General features: G+C 38.5%; 19 protein-coding genes, 1 pseudogene and 1 CRISPR repeat array (1 of these 21 only partly in view). Of the genes and pseudogenes, 7 read left to right on the top strand and 13 right to left on the bottom strand.

Annotated features, from left to right (window positions below; translation table 11 throughout):
* A CRISPR array of direct repeats spans window positions 1–296; the repeat unit is 36 nt; unit sequence GTTGTAGCTCCCTTTTTTATTTCGCAGTGCTATAAT (it extends 533 nt beyond the left edge of the window).
* A 61-nt stretch (window positions 297–357) separates the two neighbouring features.
* The 4 genes and pseudogenes from cas2 to ACXVWP_RS06795 form a co-directional block, all read right to left on the bottom strand.
* Window positions 358–683 (bottom strand): annotated as a pseudogene (gene cas2 / locus ACXVWP_RS06810) (CRISPR-associated endonuclease Cas2).
* Complete coding sequence (cas1, locus tag ACXVWP_RS06805) at window positions 676–1,593, bottom strand: type II CRISPR-associated endonuclease Cas1 (protein WP_297567667.1); 918 nt, start codon at window positions 1,591–1,593, stop codon at window positions 676–678. The pseudogene cas2 and the gene cas1 overlap by 8 nt, the downstream one beginning before the upstream one ends.
* Before the next feature lie 53 nt (window positions 1,594–1,646).
* Window positions 1,647–4,814: a type II CRISPR RNA-guided endonuclease Cas9 gene (cas9, locus tag ACXVWP_RS06800; RefSeq protein WP_297567666.1), complete on the bottom strand. Its 3,168-nt coding sequence runs from the start codon at window positions 4,812–4,814 to the stop codon at window positions 1,647–1,649.
* Between the two features lie 328 nt (window positions 4,815–5,142).
* On the bottom strand, window positions 5,143–5,748 hold the full coding sequence (locus ACXVWP_RS06795) for a DedA family protein (RefSeq protein ID WP_128787149.1): 606 nt from the start codon (window positions 5,746–5,748) through the stop codon (window positions 5,143–5,145).
* A 226-nt stretch (window positions 5,749–5,974) separates the two neighbouring features.
* Between ACXVWP_RS06795 and rplY the strand changes: the two genes are divergently transcribed.
* The 4 genes from rplY to folC all read left to right on the top strand — a co-directional run bounded on the left by rplY (window position 5,975) and on the right by folC (window position 9,425).
* Window positions 5,975–6,262, top strand: a complete 288-nt coding sequence (gene rplY / locus ACXVWP_RS06790; RefSeq protein WP_014065570.1) for a 50S ribosomal protein L25 — start codon at window positions 5,975–5,977, stop codon at window positions 6,260–6,262.
* Window positions 6,263–6,365: 103 nt separating this feature from the next.
* On the top strand, window positions 6,366–7,160 hold the full coding sequence (truA, locus tag ACXVWP_RS06785) for a tRNA pseudouridine(38-40) synthase TruA (RefSeq protein WP_289901867.1): 795 nt from the start codon (window positions 6,366–6,368) through the stop codon (window positions 7,158–7,160).
* Between the two features lie 65 nt (window positions 7,161–7,225).
* Window positions 7,226–8,116, top strand: a complete 891-nt coding sequence (gene accD, locus ACXVWP_RS06780) for an acetyl-CoA carboxylase, carboxyltransferase subunit beta (RefSeq protein WP_297567664.1) — start codon at window positions 7,226–7,228, stop codon at window positions 8,114–8,116.
* 4 nt (window positions 8,117–8,120) lie between these two features.
* Complete coding sequence (gene folC / locus ACXVWP_RS06775) at window positions 8,121–9,425, top strand: bifunctional tetrahydrofolate synthase/dihydrofolate synthase (protein WP_128787998.1); 1,305 nt, start codon at window positions 8,121–8,123, stop codon at window positions 9,423–9,425.
* A gap of 46 nt (window positions 9,426–9,471) precedes the next feature.
* Here folC and ACXVWP_RS06770 read toward each other — a convergent pair whose 3' ends face one another.
* Together ACXVWP_RS06770 and argR are read right to left on the bottom strand one after the other, a co-directional pair.
* Window positions 9,472–10,356, bottom strand: a complete 885-nt coding sequence (locus ACXVWP_RS06770) for a TIGR01777 family oxidoreductase (RefSeq protein WP_289901866.1) — start codon at window positions 10,354–10,356, stop codon at window positions 9,472–9,474.
* The gene (gene argR / locus ACXVWP_RS06765) at window positions 10,353–10,811 is read right to left on the bottom strand and encodes a transcriptional regulator ArgR (RefSeq protein WP_369866721.1); all 459 of its coding nucleotides are present in this window, start codon (window positions 10,809–10,811) and stop codon (window positions 10,353–10,355) included. The genes ACXVWP_RS06770 and argR overlap by 4 nt, the downstream gene beginning before the upstream one ends.
* A gap of 186 nt (window positions 10,812–10,997) precedes the next feature.
* Here argR and mdh point away from each other — a divergent pair, with 186 nt between their 5' ends.
* Entirely contained in the window at window positions 10,998–11,933 is a 936-nt protein-coding gene (gene mdh, locus ACXVWP_RS06760) for a malate dehydrogenase (RefSeq protein ID WP_128787158.1), read from the top strand.
* 322 nt (window positions 11,934–12,255) lie between these two features.
* Here the strand turns inward: mdh and ACXVWP_RS06755 are convergent, their stop codons facing one another.
* From ACXVWP_RS06755 to ACXVWP_RS06725, 7 genes are all read right to left on the bottom strand, one after another.
* Window positions 12,256–13,203 (bottom strand): ribose-phosphate pyrophosphokinase, encoded by a 948-nt coding sequence (locus ACXVWP_RS06755; protein WP_128787159.1) that lies wholly within the window; start codon window positions 13,201–13,203, stop codon window positions 12,256–12,258.
* A gap of 31 nt (window positions 13,204–13,234) precedes the next feature.
* Entirely contained in the window at window positions 13,235–14,128 is an 894-nt protein-coding gene (gene ispE / locus ACXVWP_RS06750; RefSeq protein WP_049356514.1) for a 4-(cytidine 5'-diphospho)-2-C-methyl-D-erythritol kinase, read from the bottom strand.
* Window positions 14,128–14,751, bottom strand: a complete 624-nt coding sequence (gene lolB / locus ACXVWP_RS06745; RefSeq protein WP_005698818.1) for a lipoprotein insertase outer membrane protein LolB — start codon at window positions 14,749–14,751, stop codon at window positions 14,128–14,130. The genes ispE and lolB overlap by 1 nt, the downstream gene beginning before the upstream one ends.
* A 64-nt stretch (window positions 14,752–14,815) precedes the next feature.
* Window positions 14,816–16,060 (bottom strand): multifunctional CCA addition/repair protein, encoded by a 1,245-nt coding sequence (locus ACXVWP_RS06740; protein ID WP_049356516.1) that lies wholly within the window; start codon window positions 16,058–16,060, stop codon window positions 14,816–14,818.
* 61 nt (window positions 16,061–16,121) lie between these two features.
* Complete coding sequence (locus ACXVWP_RS06735) at window positions 16,122–16,730, bottom strand: TIGR04211 family SH3 domain-containing protein (protein ID WP_049356518.1); 609 nt, start codon at window positions 16,728–16,730, stop codon at window positions 16,122–16,124.
* A 78-nt stretch (window positions 16,731–16,808) separates the two neighbouring features.
* Window positions 16,809–18,071 (bottom strand): inorganic phosphate transporter, encoded by a 1,263-nt coding sequence (locus ACXVWP_RS06730; RefSeq protein WP_128787160.1) that lies wholly within the window; start codon window positions 18,069–18,071, stop codon window positions 16,809–16,811.
* Window positions 18,072–18,106: 35 nt separating this feature from the next.
* Window positions 18,107–18,787, bottom strand: coding sequence for a TIGR00153 family protein (locus ACXVWP_RS06725; RefSeq protein WP_128787161.1), 681 nt, complete (start codon window positions 18,785–18,787; stop codon window positions 18,107–18,109).
* A 138-nt stretch (window positions 18,788–18,925) separates the two neighbouring features.
* Between ACXVWP_RS06725 and ACXVWP_RS06720 the strand changes: the two genes are divergently transcribed.
* Window positions 18,926–19,948: a CYTH domain-containing protein gene (locus ACXVWP_RS06720; protein WP_128787162.1), complete on the top strand. Its 1,023-nt coding sequence runs from the start codon at window positions 18,926–18,928 to the stop codon at window positions 19,946–19,948.
* Window positions 19,949–19,974: 26 nt separating this feature from the next.
* Entirely contained in the window at window positions 19,975–21,354 is a 1,380-nt protein-coding gene (radA, locus tag ACXVWP_RS06715) for a DNA repair protein RadA (RefSeq protein WP_049380993.1), read from the top strand.
* The last annotated feature ends 63 nt before the right edge of the window (window positions 21,355–21,417 follow it).

Raw genomic sequence — 21,417 nt, 5'->3', positions numbered from 1 at the left:
TAGCTCCCTTTTTTATTTCGCAGTGCTATAATTGAATAGTCTTTTTGTTTTAAATAGTTTAAGTTGTAGCTCCCTTTTTTATTTCGCAGTGCTATAATACGGCGTAGCCGTGAGCCTACTGCAAGTACGTTGTAGCTCCCTTTTTTATTTCGCAGTGCTATAATATAAAAGACACCCACTCAAAGCATTTAAAAGTTGTAGCTCCCTTTTTTATTTCGCAGTGCTATAATTTTTTTAAAAGTGATGTGTAATGTTCTAACGTTGTAGCTCCCTTTTTTATTTCGCAGTGCTATAATAGGGACAGCAAAAAGCCCCATACCGTAAGGTTTAGGGGCTTTTTTTTGTCTAAAAAAACGGTTAAAAAAGCAGTAATTGATTTGAATTGACTTTTTTTCTTGCGGTTTTTTCTCTCCCACTAAAATTTCCATGCTCGCAAATTGTTTTTCTGTAATAGATAAACATCGAATTGAACCCTCTTCAGGTAAGTGTGCGACGAGTCTTTTATGATGTTTTTCTAAAGCATCTCGCCCTTTAATAATTCGAGTGTAAATAGAAAGTTGCAACATTTGATAACCATCTTTAAGTAAAAATTGGCGGAATTGGTTTGCCGTCCGCATTTTTGCTTTAGTGGTGACCGGTAAATCGAATAGAACGATCATACGCATAAATACTTCCTCACTCATATTGATATTCCTGTAGTGTATCAATTTCTGGTAACTGCAATAATGCTGCATTTTTTTGAATAAGTGCAATTTGTAAAGAGGCAACACTTTTATCTATGGCAGTTAAAACACTCACTTTTTCCCGCTTAAAGCGTAGTTGATGATGTAAGATTTTTATTAATTGTTGTTTTGATATAGGACTAAGGTTTTTGGAGAGTAAGCCTTTTTCGAGCAAGTTCGATACAAGCAAATCAACAATAGGGCGAAAAGGTTCAATAAAATCATCAGCCAAATTAAAGGCATTAAGTTCACTATGATGAAATAAACCTAATTGAGGTAGCCAACCATAAAGAACAAGGCTTCTTGCCACAGCTGAACGCATAACTGAATAAGCATAGTTCAGATGTATATTAATCGCATTGTCTTCTTCTTTTCGTCTGAAATGAGTGCCGAATAATCCAGAGAAATAAATAACCGCACTTTGTGCCTCAAGATTATCTTTATCACCTGATTTCACTAAATTAGCGAGCTGGAGTAAGCGTTCTGATTTTTCTTGAAACTGACAGAGTGATAAGACTTTTGCTTGATTACGAATTTTTTGTTGCACAATTCGTTGCCAAAGTTGTTTTTTCAGTGGCAAACTGGTTTCAAGTTGTAATTTAAGGGTTTTTAATTGTCGATAATATTGATTAAAAGGGAGCCATTGACCACAAGGTAAAAATTGTTCATCACAACTCAATAAAGTGATCCCATATAAACCGAATGCAGAGAGTAACGGAAAGGTAATCACTGTTTCTCGGCTTTCCACAACAACAATAGCAATATCTTCTAAAGGAACGGTAAATTCTTTCCCTTCTTGCTGAATTAGCATTTGTTGCTGATGCAAAGAGAGTTTTCCTCCTTTGCTAATAAGAAGACTTCTCCATGTCATAATGTTTCCTTATAAAAAATCCCCATAGGCAATGCGATGGGGATTGGAGAAAATTAACGAACAGCTTGACGTTTACTTGGTTTACATAAATGAATATTTTTGCCAAGTTCATCTACTTGATATTTTTCAAAGGAAGTAGCAAGTTTTATGCCGACACTTTGATGAATACCATCTTTGATCTTAGATTTATCTAAATCATGCTCTTTAATATCAATATTACCTGTGGAACGATTAAGTCCATTAAAGTAACCCAAAATAGTTTTCTTTTTAGTGACTAATTTTACTAAGTCATTTTGGTGTAATGAAAATTGGAAAGTTGCATTGTCATCCATATTTTCCCAATCTTCTTCATCTTTTCCCTGAATAACAGCTTTATTAGGCAAAATACCTTTCGCTACTTGCCAGGTATAAATTGGTACAAGGAAATATTTTCCATCTTTAGTGAAGACATCCACTCTCACCATAGAGGCATTATCTGCGACACCATTACCCTCACGGACTAATACTCCAGATTTTTGTATTTGTTCTACTCGTACTGATTTAACAATAGCCCCGCCTTTTTTCATAAAAGGTTCAGCAAACGCTTTAGCAGGATCATCATTGAAAGCCTCTAAGCTAGCTTTTAATGCGTCATAAAGCTCTTTTTCACGCTCATGATTTACCATTGATTCTAAATCTTTTAATTTTAATTTAGTGAGTGGCATTTTAATCACGCTTATCCCTTCATTGAGACGTTTCGCGGATTTCACGGTTTCCATGTGTCCTTGACCAGTCATTTTGCGTGTTGGCATTCGAGATACAAAAAGAGGTTGGACAAATTCATGATTTGCTTGTGGACGATCCGGTAATCTATTTTCTAGCTCCAGTTTAGGATTATCACTAAAAATTCGGATTTCAACTTCTTGTTTGAAAAATTGCCATGGTGTAGGGAAGTGTAATGGAATAATTTCACCTGTTTCACGATCTATTCGTTCTCCAGTGAATACATCACCTGCTTCAAAACGAACAAAACGTGTGATTTTTTGCTGCATAGCGACGGTTGAGCAAGCGACCACAACGGCATCTAAAGCGTGATGGCGATCATTGTCTTCACGTGATTTTGCTAATCCCCAACGGCTACGAAGTAAAGCAGTAATTTGCCCGTTGGAAGCAAAGACTTTACGTTTTCCTTCACCTGTTAAGTGCATATTATCTGCAATAAAGTTACATAAGAAACGAGCAACGTAGCGCGTATCATTTAAGTTACGTTCAATAAAGCCCTTTTCATCAAGCTTTTGGCTTAGGATGCGTTGTTTTTTCGCATAAGGGAATACAGTTGTTTCAACTAATGCTTTGAAAGCTCTCCAGCGTTCGCTGTTATGTTTACCATCAAGCCATTCAAAAGGGGTTAAATTGCCTTTGTTTTGATTTTCATTAGCAAGCACCAATACTTTATTGTTGAAGCTATCATCCCAAGTGCGGGAAAATGGCAAGGCATGATCGACTTCTACATAGCCTTTTTCTAATAAACGGTGTAATTCGATAGGTTTACCGGAATATAAACATTTTGCATTTTGTTGTTTATAAAGTCGCATTTTTAAAATGTCTTTAGCTTTAGGTTCACCAGCAAAATGAGGAAAATACTCTTTAAACTCATTGATTGCGTTTTCACGCTGTTTGCGATTTTCTTCTTGACGTTTTTCTAGTTCTCGACGATCTTTGTAAGATTTGCCAACTTCTCGTCCTGTTTCAATATGAATACGAGCGGGCGAACCATATAATCTCACTATGCCATTAATTACTTTACGAGCCTGCGAGAGCGTTCTTAAAACTACAGGATTACGAATTTCATCAGCTGGAATCTGTGGTAAGAAGTGATGGGTCTCTTCTGTTTTTTTACCATAATGATCGCCATAAATTTCACGACAAGCCTCGTCATAGCGTAGCCCTTGTTGCATTAATGGTAGAAGTTTATATAAAGCTTTAAGAGATAATTGGATAAATTTATCAAAACTAAGGTTTTCCAATAATAAGGCATTTAATACAGGCTGAGAAAGTTTTCCTGCTAAGTAAGCGCTGATACCTTCATCAGTTTTATATAATGAAAATGCCGTGCCAATTTCATCTAACAATGTTGGATTTGTCTTTAATTCCGCCCATTCAGCTTTTAGGTTATTACTCTTTAATACATCATGAATTTTATGGTAGGCTTTCATTTCCATCAGAGTTGTTTTGGTTTCAATGGCTTTTTTATCTTCACCGGAATAACGGACGCCTTTAAAGATTGCATCATCAGATAAATTTAATATTGAACGTACTTGTGCATAAGTTAATTTAGCTTTTTCATAAGGTTGCTCGATTAACATTAAACGTTCATTATCACTTAAAGCACGCTCTAAGCCATTTTCTTGAATACGTAAATTATTTAATTTTGTTATCCAAACAAAACGTTCTGCAGTATAGGTATTTTTAGCCGCCTTATATTCATCTTCAAAAGTACATTTACCGAGCATTTTTAAAATGGCTTCACCAGATAAGGCGGGCTTTTGCCACATTAAAAGTGCGGTTAAATTTTCTAATAATTTTTCTGAAGCGAATGGATTACCAAAGAGTTGTTGACGAGAGAAGAGAAGTTCCATTTCGGCGAGTAAGTCTAGTCGGCTAAACGTGTGAGTATAGGCGTCTTGCTGGTTACGGATATGACCTTCTTCGATCTCAAATTTTTTTACAGCAAGTTCTGCAGGCGTACGATATGTAGCTTGTTGCAATAATTCATGGTTACTGGCTACACCGCTTAATAACGCACCTAGCTCTTTATTTTCGCTTTTACTTTCATTTTTACGCTGAGATAAATAACCACGATGCTTAATTAAATGCAATAACACAGCAGCCCATTCTTGGCGTTCTAGTTTTCGATCTAGACCTTCGACACGTAGCTGCCAAATTTGATGAGGAAGACGTTCATCAGTGGATAATAGGATATTTTCTGATTTTAGAAGTCGTTTTGCTTTTTTCAGGCGAGCAACGCGACGTTGAGTTAATCGACGAGCAGCGCGGGCTAAACGGCGAGAAAGCGCGAGACTTTCACCTGTTTTGGGTACTTCTGCTCGTTCGAAAGTACGAACACCAACATCAATTAAACGCAGAGGATTCTCTTTTTCGTCAATTTCAACTACAGCCCAGCCAACAGAGGCGATACCAAGGTCGAGACCAAGGATATAATGTAAGTTTTTATTTTCCATAAGGTTGGTTCCTTTTCATTAGTTTTTTTGTTTAAATTTTAACAGATTTTTGTATAAAAAATATATTGACGATAAAAAAATAAATAGATAGAATTCACCTCGTTGTAATGGCACTGCGAAATGAAAAACGTTGTTACAATAAGAGAAAAGATTTCTCGCAAAGCTCTGTCCCTTGAAATGTAAGTTTCAAGGGACATCTTTTTTCTGCTTATTTAGAAAATAAAGATGTGAGAGTAGATTAACAAAAACAAAAAAACGCTTAATAAAATTATTAAGCGTTTTTTAATTGACGAAAATTTATAAATTTTTGACCGCACTTTATAAGAAATTATTTAGCCTGTTTCTTCGCTTTTTTCCATTTCCAGAATAAGAAAACCGCTAATGCGCCAACAAGGATATAAATTACAATCTGACCTTTTTGGATTTGTTCGTGTAACCAATCTAAGTTTCTTGCACCGAATTCGCCAAGGTAAACCCAAATTGGTACGGAAATAATCGCGGCACAGAAATCAATTAACACAAAGCGAGTGTAGCTTACGCGGCGGGTAATGCCTGAGACCATGTAAATCGGTGCGCGTAATCCTGGAAGGAAACGAGCCACAAATAGTACGCGGTTGCCGTATTGGGCAAATTTTTCACGTACCATTTTTAAGCGTTGTAGAGTGATTACTTTACGCATTGGACGGAAACGAAGAATTCGGGTGCCGTAAATGCGACCAAGCCAATACATACAAGAGTCACCAGCAAGTACGCCGATCATGCTGACTAATAACATTAAATGGGAGTTTACACTTTCAGGATAAAGACCAGCAATTACGCCACCGGATACAAGCGTGATATCTTCTGGAATAGGTACACCAAAACCACAAATAATAAGAACAAATAGCACCGCCCAATAACCGTAATCGGTAAAAAAGCTGATAAGAAATTCCATTTGAAACCCACTTACAATCAGTTAGTTAAAATTAATTAAAAATTGGGGCTTATTTTAATCGCTTTGCCTTGAAAAGCCTAGAAAAAAATTGCTGAGTAAATTTGCATTGTGGGGCTGAATATTTTATAATCCGTCGCTCTCAAAGTTTGTCTTTGAGCAAATTTAGGAAAATTGCTGGGTCGCCTGCAATTTTTTATTTTAAACTTTTAATCAAGAGAACATTAAAATGGCATTTAAATTTAACGCTGAAGTTCGTCAAGCGCAAGGTAAGGGTGCGAGCCGCCGCCTGCGTCACAACGGTCAAATCCCTGCAATCATTTATGGTGGCAGTGAAGCACCTGTTTCAATCATCTTAAATCACGATGAATTAAACAATGCACAAGTTCACGATTCTTTCTATAGCGATGTAATCACTTTAGTGGTTGAAGGTAAAGAAGTTGCAGTGAAAGTTCAAGCAATGCAACGTCACCCATTCAAACCAAAATTGGTTCACATTGACTTCAAACGTGCTTAATTTTTAGCTTGTGATAAGAACACCAATAATGATGAGTTATTGGTGTTTTTTCTTTTTGGGCAAAGTGCGGTCAAATTTGAAATCGTTTTAGGAGTATTTTCCAATGAAGATAGCCTTAGGCATTGAATATAACGGAAAACAGTATTGTGGCTGGCAGCGACAAGAGAAAGTGCGTAGCGTACAAGAAGAATTAGAAAAAGCGTTATCTTTTGTGGCAAATGAAAAAATTGAAGTATTTTGTGCGGGCAGAACAGACTCTGGTGTGCACGGCACAGGACAAGTCGTTCATTTTGAAACCAAAGCGGTTCGCCCTGAAAAAGCCTGGGCATTTGGTACTAATGCGAATTTGCCTGATGATATTTCAGTGAGTTGGGCAAAAGTAGTGGATGATGAATTTCATGCCCGTTTTTCGGCAACCGCGCGTCGTTATCGTTATATTTTATATTGTAATAAATTGCGTTCAGCCATTTTGCCGGAAGGAATTACCCATTGCCATTTAGATTTGGACGAAGAGAAAATGCACCAGGCGGGGCAGTTTTTATTGGGCGAAAATGATTTTTCCTCTTTCCGTGCGGCACAGTGTCAATCAAATACCCCTTGGCGAAATGTGCATCATTTAAATGTGATGCGAAAAGGGCAGTACATTATTGTGGATATTCAAGCCAATGCTTTTGTGCATCATATGGTACGCAACATTGTGGGAAGCTTGATTGAAGTCGGTGCCGGTAATCAACCTGTTGAGTGGATGAAATGGTTGTTAGAGCAAAAAGATCGTAAATTAGCCGCTCCAACAGCGAAACCCGAAGGCTTATATTTAGTGAATGTCATTTACCCTGAAAAATTTGCGATTCCACAGAAAAATTTAGGGCCGTTGTTTTTAGAAGATAATCTCATCTGACTAGCAAATTTCGCTAAATTATGATTAAATACGCAAACTTTTCTAGTTAATAAAAAAGGTAAAAAATGAGCTGGATTGATAAAATTTTTAGCAAAGGAACCTCTTCCGCTACATCACGTAAAGCAAACGTGCCAGAAGGGGTTTGGACAAAATGTACCTCTTGCGAACAAGTCCTTTACGGCGAAGAAGTAAAACGTAATTTACATGTTTGCCCAAAATGCGGCCATCATATGCGCATTGATGCTCGTGAGCGCCTTTTAGCCTTATTAGATGAAGGTTCAAGCCAAGAATTATCGGCTGATTTAGAACCAAAAGATATTCTTAAATTTAAAGATTTAAAAAAATATAAAGATCGTATTACTGCTGCACAAAAAGAAACCGGTGAAAAAGATGCGTTAATCACAATGACGGGTACACTTTACAATATGCCTGTAGTTGTCGCTGCATCTAACTTCAGTTTTATGGGCGGTTCAATGGGCTCTGTTGTGGGTTCAAAATTTGTGAAAGCGGCAGAAAAAGCAATGGAATTAAATTGTCCGTTTGTTTGTTTCTCTGCAAGTGGTGGTGCACGTATGCAAGAAGCACTTTTCTCATTAATGCAAATGGCAAAAACCAGTGCGGTATTAGCTAAAATACGTGAAAAAGGTGTGCCGTTTATTTCAGTATTAACGGATCCGACATTAGGTGGTGTATCTGCAAGTTTTGCGATGTTAGGTGATGTAAACATTGCTGAACCAAAAGCATTAATCGGTTTTGCAGGCCCACGAGTTATTGAACAAACCGTACGTGAAAAATTACCAGAAGGCTTCCAACGCAGTGAATTCTTACTCGAGAAAGGGGCAATTGATATGATCGTGAAACGTTCAGAAATGCGTTCAACCCTTGGAAACCTTTTAAGCAAACTCACCAATCAACCTTCACCTTTTGTTGAAGTAGAAGTTGTTGAACATGAGTAATATAATGAATTTAAAAGCCACTTCGCCACTCGCTGAGTGGCTTTCTTATTTGGAAAACAGTCACTTTAAAGCTATTGATTTAGGGCTAGAGCGCATAAAATCCGTGGCAGAAGAATTGGATCTCTTGAATCCCGCACCTTATGTGATCACGGTAGGGGGGACAAATGGCAAAGGCACGACTTGTCGTTTGCTTGAAACTATTCTGTTAAATCACGGCTTGCGTGTGGGTGTGTATTCCTCACCTCATTTATTGCGTTATAACGAACGTGTTCGTATTCAAAATCAAGACTTGCCGGATAAAATGCATACTGCTTCTTTTGATTTCATCGAAAAGCATAAAACGCAGTCCCTCACTTATTTTGAATTTAGCACTTTATCAGCGTTGCATTTATTCAAACAAGCGAAGCTTGATGTCGTCATTTTAGAAGTGGGGCTTGGTGGACGCTTAGATGCAACCAATATTGTGGATAATGATCTGGCGGTTATCACCAGTATTGATATTGATCATACAGATTTTCTAGGTTCAACTCGCGAAGAAATTGGCTTTGAAAAAGCGGGTATTTTCCGTACGAATAAACCGGTTGTGATTGGCGAACCTAATGTTCCGCAGCCTATGTTAGAACAAGCTGAGAAATTACATTGTCATGTTTCACGCCGAGATGTTACTTGGTCGTTTAAAGCTAATGAACAAACTTGGATGTGGCAGAGTAATAAAGTGCGGTTAGAAAATCTGCCGTTTTGCCAAATTCCATTAGCTAATGCCGCAACAGCTTTGGCAGCTGTTGAACTGCTGCCTTTTGATATTTCTGTTGAGACTATCAAACGTTCATTAATTGAAGTGGAATTGGTGGGGCGTTTCCAACAATTGAAAGGTAATCAGTTAGAAAAGCTAGCAGATCGCTTGAATGTATCCTATTCACAGTTGCCAAAAGTGATCATTGATGTTGGGCATAACCCTCATGCGGCAAAATATTTAGCCGAAAAATTGACCACACTTAAAACACAAATTTCAGGTCGCATTATTGCCGTTTGTGGTATGTTAAAAGATAAAGATGCCGAGTCGGTGTTTATCCAACTTACTTTCATTATTGACCAATGGCATTGTGTCACATTAGGTGGTTACCGTGGTCAATCGGGTGATGACTTGAATGCAAAATTAACATCAGTTTACCCATCAGCAAAAAGTGTTTCTGAAGACTCTGTCATTGAAGGTGTGCAAAGTGCGGTGAAAAATGCAGATAAAAATGACATTGTGCTGGTATTTGGATCTTTCCACACCGTAGGGGAATTTTTAGAATATTTAGCATAATGGGTTTGCAAAGTAAAAAGGCTGATAAAATGTCAGCCTTTTGTTTTTAAAGTATATTATGGAAATAATCACTTAATTCTGAATATTTGAATGTAAATCCACAATCTAACAAATGTTTTGGATAGGCATTCTGACTGTCTAATAGAATGCAAGTACGTTCACCGAGAAGAGAAGTGAGTAAAAATTGAGGCACGTGAGCAAAACAAGGACGATGTAATGCTTGACCTAATAATTGGTTAAAGGTCTTGTTTTTAACTGGATGTGGTGCAGTAAAATTAAATGCACCTTCACAATTATTATGATTAAGTAAAAAGAGAAGGCCTTCTACCATATCCTCTAACGCGATCCAACTCCAATATTGCTCACCATTCCCTAATTTTCCGCCTAATCCGAAGCGATAGAGCGGTAGAATTTTTGCAAAAGCCCCACCTTTTGGAGAAAGCACTAACCCGGTTCTCACTAAACAGACTCTTGTGTTGGCTTGCTTTGCCGCATTTTCCCAATCAATACAAAGTTGAGCGGTAAATTGAGTATTTGGATTTGTATTTTCAGTGATCTGCTCGTCACCGCAGTTTCCATAAATTCCCGTTGCAGAACCCGAAATCAAGGTGGGTGGATTATCACTTTGATTAATAAGTTGGACAAGCTGTTGTGTTAAATTAATTCGGCTATGACGCAGTTTTTCTTTTTGTTGAACTGTCCATTTTTTATCGAAGATTGGCTCACCGGCAAGATTAATAACCGCATCAAAGGTATTCAAGTCTTTGAGTGTTAAAAGTGCGGTCAAAAATTGAGGTGTTTTTTCAAGAAAAATAGATTGGGCTTTTTCAATAGAGCGAGTTAATACTGTCACGGTATCGCCACGTGAAAGTAGCGCTTCAACTAAGGGTTTTCCAACGAATCCCGTTCCGCCGGTCACTAAGATATTCATGATAGATTACTTTCAAAAAGCATTTGAATTTGCTCTAGAAGTGATTTGATTGTTATGTCTTTTGTTGGTGTTACAAAAATGGTGTCATCTCCCGCAATCGTACCCAAAATGCCTTCAGGTTTACCAATGGAATCCAATAAGCGGGCAATTAACTGTGCCGCACCGGGAGAGGTTTTAATGACGATAACGAAATCATTGTGATCAACATCTAAAACCAGATTTTTTAATGGGCTGCTAGTGGCGGGAACGCTTAATTCACTTGGTAAGCAATACACCATTTCCATTTTCGTATTTCTTGCACGAACTGCACCAAATTTACTTAGCATGCGTGAAACTTTAGACTGGTTAATGCTTTGAAATCCTTGGTTTTTTAAGGCTTCAACAATTTCACTTTGAGAAGCAAATCGTTCTTGATTGAGCAGTTCTTTAAATGCTTTAGTTAATTGATCTGACATAGATATTCTCATATAGGGGAATCTGCATAAGAATTGCATAAAAATTCATTTTAGGCAATTAAAATAAACCTGTCATTTGAAAAGTTTGAACTAGATCTCATAATTGAATTTCTCTGTTTGTAATTTATTAATGAAAACCTTAAAATCCTACCTAGTTAGGATTGATTAATACATGAGGAGTATTTTATGAAAGTTGCAGTATTAGGCGCAGCAGGCGGCATTGGTCAAGCATTAGCCTTATTACTTAAATTACAATTACCCGCTGAAAGTGAATTAGCACTGTATGATATTGCACCAGTGACACCAGGTGTGGCTAAAGATGTGAGCCATATCCCAACAGCGGTTAAAGTAGAAGGTTTTGCAGGAGAAGATCCAACACCTGCACTTAAAGGTGCGGATGTCGTTTTAATTTCTGCAGGGGTAGCTCGTAAACCGGGCATGGATCGTTCAGATCTTTTCAATATCAATGCAGGTATCGTGCGTAACTTAATTGAACATGTTGCAAAAACTTGTCCAAAAGCTTGTGTAGGTATTATCACCAATCCTGTGAACACGACGGTTGCGATTGCTGCAGAAGTATTGAAAAAAGCGGGTGTTTACGACAAACGTAAATTATTCGGTGTCACCACTTTAGACGTGTTACGTTCTGAAACATTTGTATCTGAATTAAAAGGCTTAAATGTTTCTCGTACAAGCGTACCGGTAATTGGTGGACACTCAGGTGTGACGATTCTTCCATTACTTTCACAAGTTCAGTATGCTGAGTGGAAAGAAGAGGAAATTGCACCATTAACTAAACGTATCCAAAACGCAGGTACTGAAGTGGTTGAAGCAAAAGCAGGTGGCGGTTCTGCAACACTTTCTATGGCTCAAGCGGCAGCACGTTTTGCGCGTTCATTAGTGAAAGGCTTAAGCGGCGAAACTGTGGTTGAATGTACTTATGTTGAAGGTGACGGTAAATATGCACGTTTCTTTGCTCAACCTGTACGTTTAGGTAAAGAAGGTGTAGAAGAAATTTTACCAATCGGTACCTTAAGCAAATTTGAACAAGAAGCTTTAGAAGCAATGTTATCAACATTGCGTGCGGATATTGAATTAGGCGAAAAATTTATTAACGGCTAATTTAATTCTATTTCTGGAGAAGAGGAGTAGTCAGCTCCTCTTTTTTTATACGAAAACGATTAAACATAAAAAAGTGAAGAAAAATCGTGATTTAGCTCACAAATTTGAATATTGCTATTTGCAATGTAAAGGACTTTGTCGTATTCTTTAATCACTAAAAACAAGTGCTATTTTTAAATAGCCGACATCTATTTTGCTTTCCGAGTAGTGCCCCAATGGGGCACTTTTTTTATGTCTATTTTTAACGAAAGTATAAAAAAGTGCGGTCGAAAAACACAAGATTTTCCGACCGCACTTTTAAAATGAATACTAAGCGAAAGAATTATTCAAACATTGCTGAAATAGATTCTTCATTGCTGATACGACGAATTGCTTCAGCAAGCATGGTAGAAAGAGTCAGTACGCGAACTTTACCAAGCGCTTGCATTTCAGGTGAAAGTGGAACAGTATCTGTCACGACAATTTCATCAATCGCATCGCTCGCTAAATGTTGTGCGGCTGCACCAGAGAATACGGCGTGAGTTGCGTAAGCAAATACACGTTTTGCACCACGTTCTTTTAATGCTTCAGCGGCTTTACATAATGTACCACCTGTATCAATCATATCATCGACAAGGATACAATCACGATCTGCGACATCCCCGATAATGTGCATCACTTGCGATACGTTTGCACGTGGACGACGTTTGTCGATAATTGCCATTTCGGTATCATTTAATAATTTCGCTACCGCACGTGCACGTACCACACCGCCGATATCTGGCGAAACAACGATAGGATTGACAAGATCGGTTTTCTTCAAGATATCATCAAGTAAAACAGGTGAACCGAATACGTTATCAACTGGTACATCAAAGAAGCCTTGGATTTGCTCTGCGTGTAAGTCACAAGTTAATACTCGGTCAATTCCTACTGTTGAAAGTAAATCTGCTACCACTTTTGCAGTGATTGGAACACGAGCAGAACGCACACGACGATCTTGACGAGCATAACCGAAATAAGGAACAACGGCAGTAATACGACCAGCTGATGCACGACGTAAAGCATCAACCATTACAATCAATTCCATCAGGTTGTCATTCGTTGGTGCACAGGTGGATTGAATAATAAATACGTCTGCACCACGCACATTTTCATTAATTTGCACTTGGATTTCACCGTCGCTAAAGCGTCCAACGGTGGCATCGCCTAATGAAATGTAAAGACGTTCAGAAATCTTTTTTGCTAGCTCAGGCGTAGCATTTCCAGCAAAGAGTTTAATGTCTGGCATTTTATATAACCTCAGGTTGAGTGTAGATAAATTAGTTGGTCGAGAGTTGTTTCAACATGGTATGTAATGGTGAAACGTTTAATCCTTTAGCAACAAAACCGAAAAATTCCTTCGGTTTTTGTTGGAAAACAGCTTGTGCTGATTTTTCATCATCAAATTCAGCAAAAACACAAGCCCCAGTTCCTGTTAATCTGGCTGGTGCATATTGTAGCAACCATAGTAGTGCTTTTTCAACTTCAGGATATTGAGTTCGCACGACTTTTTCGCAATCGTTTGCAAACGGTTGATTCAACAGTTCGGCAAGGGATCTTTTTTCTGTATTGCGTGGCAAATCGGGATCGCTAAAGACCACTGCAGTAGAAATCGAGGTTTCAGGTTTCAGTACTACATAATATTTTTCTTGCGGTTCACAGTATTGAATTTTTTCACCCACACCTTCAGCAAAAGCGGCTTGGCCATGAACAAAGATAGGCACATCAGCCCCAAGTTTTAGCCCAAGTTCGGCAAGTTCATCAATGGATAAATGGGTTTGCCATAAATAGTTTAAAGCAAGCAGTGTCGTTGCGGCATTGGATGAGCCGCCACCAATCCCCCCGCCCATTGGCAGAATTTTATCTAAATGAATTGTTGCACCGAGTGTACAGCTGGTTTTTTCTTGTAGGAGCGTGGCTGCACGATAGATTAAGTTTTGCTCTAGAGGTAAGCCAGGGATTTCAGGAGTGATCCGAATTTGTTTATCTTGGCAAATATCAATAGTGAGCCAATCGCCGAAATCAAGAAATTGGAAAAGGGTTTGTAATTCGTGGTAGCCGTTTGGCAGTTTACCGTTTATATAGAGAAATAAATTGAGTTTTGCGGGGCTTGGAAAGCGGTTAGGCTTTCCAAGCGAAGTTGAAAGTGCGGTCGAAAAGTGATGTGTTTTCATTAGAACGCCCATTCATCCACACGAATTTTTAGGGTTTGTGATGTACTTTTATTCTTTAACAGAATATTTTCAGGCATCGAATTATCGGCATGATAACTTAAGTAATCGGCTGTCCACATTGAGCCATCAAGTGGGTAGCTAAATTCGGATAAAAGATGATTCGTTCCAACTTGGTAATCTGCGTTATCTGCTGGCTGACCTTTTAACCAATAAGATAAGTGCTCTAATGGCACATCCATTCCGATGATTTCGCGTAACAATAATTTGGCATTTTTATCAGATTGTTGATTGCCTTTATTATCTGAAATCGTCATGCCATTAGGATGCATTTCCATAGTTAGCGTCGTTTTGCTAATCAGAGAATAAAGTTTTAACTTATAGGCTTTAGGGTTTTGATATTGCCATTCAAAGCGACTAGAAAAACGCTCTTGTGGACTGATGTAACCAATTTGTCCTTTTGTGCTATAAGATTGAATTTGTTTGATTTTTTTGAGGTGCTGTTGCCACGTAATATCGTTCTTATCGATATGTTGAACATCTGTTGGGCGTTCTGCATCAAGGGTACAAGCGGATAAGATCACACTTGCAAATACAGGTGCAAGAAGAGATTTTAATAATTTCATAACAAAATATTTACTAAAAAATTGCGCATATTGTAAGGGGTAGTTTACTTTTAGTAAAGCTGGATTAAGCATTTAAGTGAGTTTTCTCGGCTTTCACTGCGGCAATTCTTCGACGTGTTAATTCATCTCGAATACCTTGCTTTTCAAAACCATCGGAAATCACTTGTTGCACATCAACAGCTAGAGCAGCTTGATAAAGTGTTTTGAGGTAATCAATTTGCGGATATTCTTTATTTTCAAAGCCCGTTCGTCCGCGAGTATCAGATAAACATACCAATAAAAATTCCTCAAATCGCTGAGGTTTGCGCCAAACATCAAAAGTGTTAAAGAGTTTCACTACCGTTTCTGGACGAAGTTCTAATGCTTTGTGTGCATGCGTGTGATATTCACAAGTTAATTCAGCTAATTCTTGAAGATAGCCAGAGACTCTAAGACGTTTACATAATGAACGAGTCGGTTTAATCCCCGCTTTTTCATGTCCATGATGACTAGGCCAATTTTCTTTGGGTGTAAGGACTTTACCAAGATCGTGACAAATTGCTGCAAAACGGACCGCACTTTTATTCAAATTGGTATTTTCTGTCAGTTTAACGGCTTGCTGTAATACGAGCATGGTATGAACAAAGCTATCAATTTCAGGATGATATTTAGCTGGGTTTGGTACGCCATCTAAGGCGGCAATCTCAGGGAAGAGCACTTTGAGTGCGCCGACTTGATGCAGTGTTTCAAAATAAATTTCAGGATGCGGTTCGTTTAATGCTTTTTCCGTTTCCATCCAAACACGCTCAGCCGTTAAGTGTGCAAGTTCACCTTGTTCAGTAAGTTCAGCCATTAATTTAAGGGTTTCTTCGGCAATAGAGAAACCTAAATGATGGAATCGAGCCGCAAAGCGAGCGACACGTAATACACGAAGTGGATCTTCAGCAAAAGCAGGCGAAATATGACGTAAAATACGTTGATGAATATCCTCTACGCCATGATAAGGATCGTACAGCTTGCCTTCCTTATCTTTTGCAATGGCATTAATGGTGAGATCTCGACGAATTAAATCTTGTTCAAGTGTAATATCATTTGAAAAATCACAAATAAACCCCGTATAACCTTTGCCTGATTTTCGTTCTGTACGGGCAAGTGCGTATTCTTCATGGCTTTCAGGATTGAGAAAAACAGGAAAGTCTTTGCCAACTTGTTGATAACCTTGAGCCAGCAACATTTCTGGTGTAGCTCCCACGACAACCCAGTCACGATCTTTCACAGGCAAACTTAAAAGTTGATCACGTACTGCACCGCCGACAAGATAAATGTCCATTTTACTCTCCCATTAAAATATAAAGAAAAGGTAGGCGAATGCCTACCTCTGCGATGAATCATTACCAGCTATTACGACGTTTACGTCTTGGTAAAAGGTAAGGTAATATTAAACCGATTAATAAACCTACGCCTAATACCGAGCCACCATAAATAAACCATTGGATCGCAATTTCACGTTTATTGGCATCAAGCATTGCTTCTAAATCACGATTTTTATTTTTTATCATGTCTAATTCACGTTTAAGTTGTGCATTTAGTTCAAGTAACTCCCCACTTTGTTGCTCAGATTGCTTATTGCGACGTTGAATTTCACTTGTGCGCTGCTGCCAATCAGAATCAACACGATTTAATTTTAAAGTCAGTTCTTGAATTTGAGCTTTTAATTTTGGATTTTCTTCACGGCTACTTGGGGTAGAACTCAGTTCCGAGGTTAAAATCCATGCCTCGCGATTTTTATTATCACGAATCAGGGTATATTTTCCCTGTTGTTCCAATGCTGTCACAGCTTCACCAGATTGAATGGCGCCTGCGATCTTAAATTGATCGCCAGCACCACGACGTAAATATGTATTCAGATTTTCTGTCACATATTTTGTCTCTGCTTGTACTGTTCCAATAGTTGAAATCAATACAACGCAAGAAAATAAAACTTTATTGATTTTTGACATAATACTTCCCAAAATTGTAAATAAGCTAAGTGCGATTAAAAAATGTAATGAAAAATCACCGCACTTTTAATAATTATATTAGTGAAAAATTGCTCGAAGAACGTAGAAAATCATAATTGCAAAGAATGCACCAGCAGGTAATGTGACAACCCATGAACTAATGATGTTACGGATAACTGTTAAGTTAAGCGCCGCAATACCACGAGCGAAACCGATACCTAAGATTGCCCCTACTAGGGTTTGTGTCGTGGAGATTGGTAAACCCGTACCAGATGCCACTACAACGGTCATCGCTGTTGCAAATTGTGCGGCAAAACCACGGCTCGGAGTTAAATCGGTAATACCTGAGCCTACTGTCGCCATCACTTTTTGTCCCATCGCAATAAGACCTACTGCGATACCTAATGCACCTAAGGGTAAAATCCACCAAGTTAATTTCCCACCGCTGAGGATTTGCCCACCATTTTCTACGATTGATACCACCGAAGAAAGCGGACCAATTGCATTGGCTACATCATTAGAACCATGTGCGAATGCCATAGCACAAGCGGTTAAAAGCATTAAGATACTAAAAATCTTTTCTACTGAACCGAATGTGCCTTTTGTCGCTTTTTCAGTGAATCTTTTACTACGGAAGTAGAAGTGGCAGAAAATCATACCAATGATGCTGATTAGAAATGAAATACCGAGCGTTTCATTTGTTGATAGGTTTAATCCAACGTGTTTTAAACCTTTTGCCATGGTCACAATACAAAGTACGAATACGGTAATCGCCATGTAGTAAGGCCCGTATTTTTGTGCGTTTTTCAGCGGTTCTTCTGTATCGAAAATGAGTTTCTGGATACTTGCAAAGATGGTATAAGCTAAAAGTCCTGCGATCACGGGGGTGATAAACCAGCTTCCAACGATCCCACCGATAGTAGACCAGTCAACAGAACTTGGACCAATCGTAATACAAGCAAAACCAATTAAAGCCCCAATGATGGTGTGAGTACCTGAAACAGGCCAACCCATTTTAGTAGCAATAAATAACCAAGCGCCTGATGCAAAGAGAGCAGAAAGCATTCCTAATGCCAATACGTCTGGCATTTCGACAAATTGAGTGGGGTCGATCACACCACTTTTGATGGTTTCTGTTACTTCACCACCGGCTAAATAAGCCCCGGCAGATTCAAAAATAAGGGCAATAATAATTGCTTGTTTGGCTGTAATGGTACCAGAACCAACCGAGGTACCCATTGAGTTTGATACGTCGTTGGCCCCAATACCAAATGCCATAAAAAAACCGAATGCCGCGGTAATTAAGACTAACCACGAACCGTATGCATTAATAATTTCCATAGTGATTTCCTATGTTGTAGTTAATGTCGTCAAAATTAGGAACGAGCAAGCATTAATTCAATACGAGAGCCAACACGTTGAGCTTGATCAGCTAATACACCTACCCATTCGATGATTTTATATAGGAACATCACATCAATAGGATTATAATGACTTTCAATCGTATAGAGCATATTACGTAGCTTAATTTGCATTTGATCTGTATCATCTTCAATGCTATCAAGCTCTTGAATCATATTGTTAACTAATGTTAACTCACGTCCTTTGAAACCAGTTTCAAGTAATTTATCCATTTCCTCAATCACCAAGTGTGCTTGATGAATAGAATCTAAGCTACGCTGAACATAATGTAAAAATTCCTCCTGCATTTTCTCAGGAATACCAAATTGTCGACCAACCATACGACCAGCAATATCTTTGGCATAATTAGCTAATTTATCTTGTTGTGTAACTAATTCGAGCAAATCAGTACGATCAATAGGTAAAAATAAACCACGAGGCAATTTCAAACGAATTTCGCGTTTTAAGCTATCAGCCTCACGTTCACATTGAGAAATATCCAAACGTGTTTGTTCTGCATCATTCCACTGTTTTAAAAACGTATATTTGAAAAATGGAACCAGTAAGTCACAGCATTCTGTTACTTTTTTTGAGTGTTTTTGCAGAGGCTTCAAAGGAGAATGGGCAAATAATCCGAGAATATTATTCATTGCCATAGGGGAGGTACTCCATAACAAGGGTTAAAATTTCCGTTGCATATTACCTGATTTTATAAGGAAATACACGAAAAAGATCTTGATTTGTATAAAATTATCTGTATATTTAAACAGTTAAAATTGATAAGGAAAAATAAAATGAGTAATGAAGTTGAATTAAAACTTGCTGTCGCCCCTGACGCCTTCGACATCCTAAAAACACACCTCAATCAATTCAATATTTTAGAGCAAAATACGATCTTTCTAGGAAATACTTATTTCGATTATCCCGATCATTTTTTGGCAAAACAAAAAATGGGATTGCGTGTTCGTCGAGAAAATAATGATTTCACACTAACCTTAAAAACTGACGGAAAAGTGGTTGGCGGATTGCATAGTCGTCCAGAATACAATTTATCTATACCTGATAATTCCGTACCTACATCGGCACAATTAACCTCATTGTATCCATTTGAAAGCTTGCCTTCCGCTACATTACAACCAATTTTCTCAACAGATTTTAACCGCACTTTTTGGTTGATTGCATTTGGTGCATCAAAAATTGAAGTGGCTTTTGATCAGGGGAAGATTCTATCAGGGGAGAAAACACAGCCTATCTGCGAAATTGAATTTGAATTAAAAGAAGGGCTTGTTTCAGATCTTTTCTATTTTGTCTCACTTTTACCTTTTGAACAGGATGTGTATTTTAGTTCAGCAAGTAAAGCGAAACGAGGCTATCAACTAGGCAGTAAACCACTTCTGATTGATTGGTTAAATAAATGGCGGGATTTCTTAAAAGAAGAACGTGAGGGAAGTGCGGTTGATTCTCGCGAACAATTAAGTGCGGTCATGAAAATGGAGCAGCAATTGATTGAGGAAACGCTTTCATTCCCAACGGATGTGTTTGCTTTCGATTTTATGAAAACCGTTGAACGTGTCGGCGCATTTTTCAATCTTTATCATTATTATGATGATAACAAAGCCTTGTTTGAAAAACTGGAAGAAAATCGATCCGCTGAATTATTAGCAAGTAATCAATTTTTCCTTAATGAAATAAAAGGTTTGATTACCTTTCATAGCGAAACAAAAGATAATGTTCAAACTATTGAGAAGTTAAAAGCCTTATTAAAGCGCCGTGCGTATTTTGAAAGAATGCTTGGCTTAATGATGTTGATGGCGTAAAACGGGTTCTCGAAAGGATAATAAAAATGGCAAAAGCTCCTAAAACCGCTTACGTATGTAATGATTGTGGCGCAGAATTTTCGCGCTGGCAAGGGCAGTGTTCTGCCTGTAAAGCCTGGAATACCATTAGCGAAGTGCGGTTAATTTCAGCCTCAAATTCCACAAAAAATGATCGTTTTAGTGGTTATGCAGGAGAAACTCGCGCAAAAATCCAAACGCTTTCTGAAATTAGCTTGCAAGAGACACCGCGTTTCACCAGTGGATTTAAAGAATTAGATCGCGTGTTAGGTGGTGGGATCGTGCCGGGGAGTGCCATTTTAATTGGTGGGCATCCTGGTGCGGGGAAAAGTACCTTGCTACTTCAAGTGATGTGTGGATTAGCAAAAAATATGACCGCACTTTATGTAACAGGGGAAGAGTCGCTTCAACAAGTGGCAATGCGAGCTAATCGCTTGAATCTACCGACAGATAAATTAAATATGTTATCTGAAACCTCAGTTGAGCAAATTTGTAATTTGGCGGATCAATTAAAACCGCAAATTATTGTGGTGGATTCGATTCAGGTTATGCATCTTTCAGATATTCAATCCTCTCCAGGAAGTGTGGCACAAGTGCGTGAATGTGCCTCTTTTCTTACTCGTTATGCGAAAACCCGACAGGTCGCTATCATTATGGTTGGCCACGTCACCAAAGACGGTACCCTTGCGGGGCCAAAAGTATTGGAGCATGCCATTGACTGTTCATTATTGCTGGAAGGGGAGGCTGATTCCCGTTTCCGTACGTTACGTAGTCATAAAAACCGTTTTGGTGCAGTGAATGAGCTAGGGGTATTTGGTATGACCGAACAAGGCCTACGCGAAGTGAAAAATCCATCGGCAATTTTCTTAAGCCGTGGAGATGAACAAACACCAGGTAGCTCGGTCATGGTACTTTGGGAAGGAACGCGTCCGCTTTTGGTGGAAATTCAAGCGTTAGTGGATCATTCCATGCTTGCAAATCCGCGCCGTGTGGCGGTGGGGTTAGAGCAAAATCGTTTAGCTTTATTGCTTGCGGTATTACATCGTCATGGTGGACTACAAATGTCGGATCAAGATGTTTTTGTGAATGTCGTTGGTGGGGTAAAAGTCGGAGAAACTGGAGCAGATCTTGCGTTATTGCTTGCATTAATTTCGAGTTTTCGTAATCGTCCATTGCCACAAGATTTAGTTGTCTTTGGTGAAGTAGGGTTAGCCGGTGAAATTCGTCCGGTAACCAGCGGTCAAGAACGCATTAGTGAAGCGGCAAAACATGGTTTTAAACGCGCGATCGTCCCTTTTGCCAATAAGCCGAAAAGTGCGGTTGAGAATATGGAAGTTTTTACGGTGAAAAAACTCGCTGATGCACTTGCCATTTTGGATAATTTCTAAAAAAACGTTGTCCTATTGCTGTCTGATTACTGAAAGTTTTTGATAAATTAGATAGAATATACG

Source organism: Haemophilus sp. SZY H56 (genome assembly GCF_054332415.1).
Note: the sequence above shows the minus strand (reverse complement) of the source record. Positions and strands in the feature narration are given on the sequence as shown.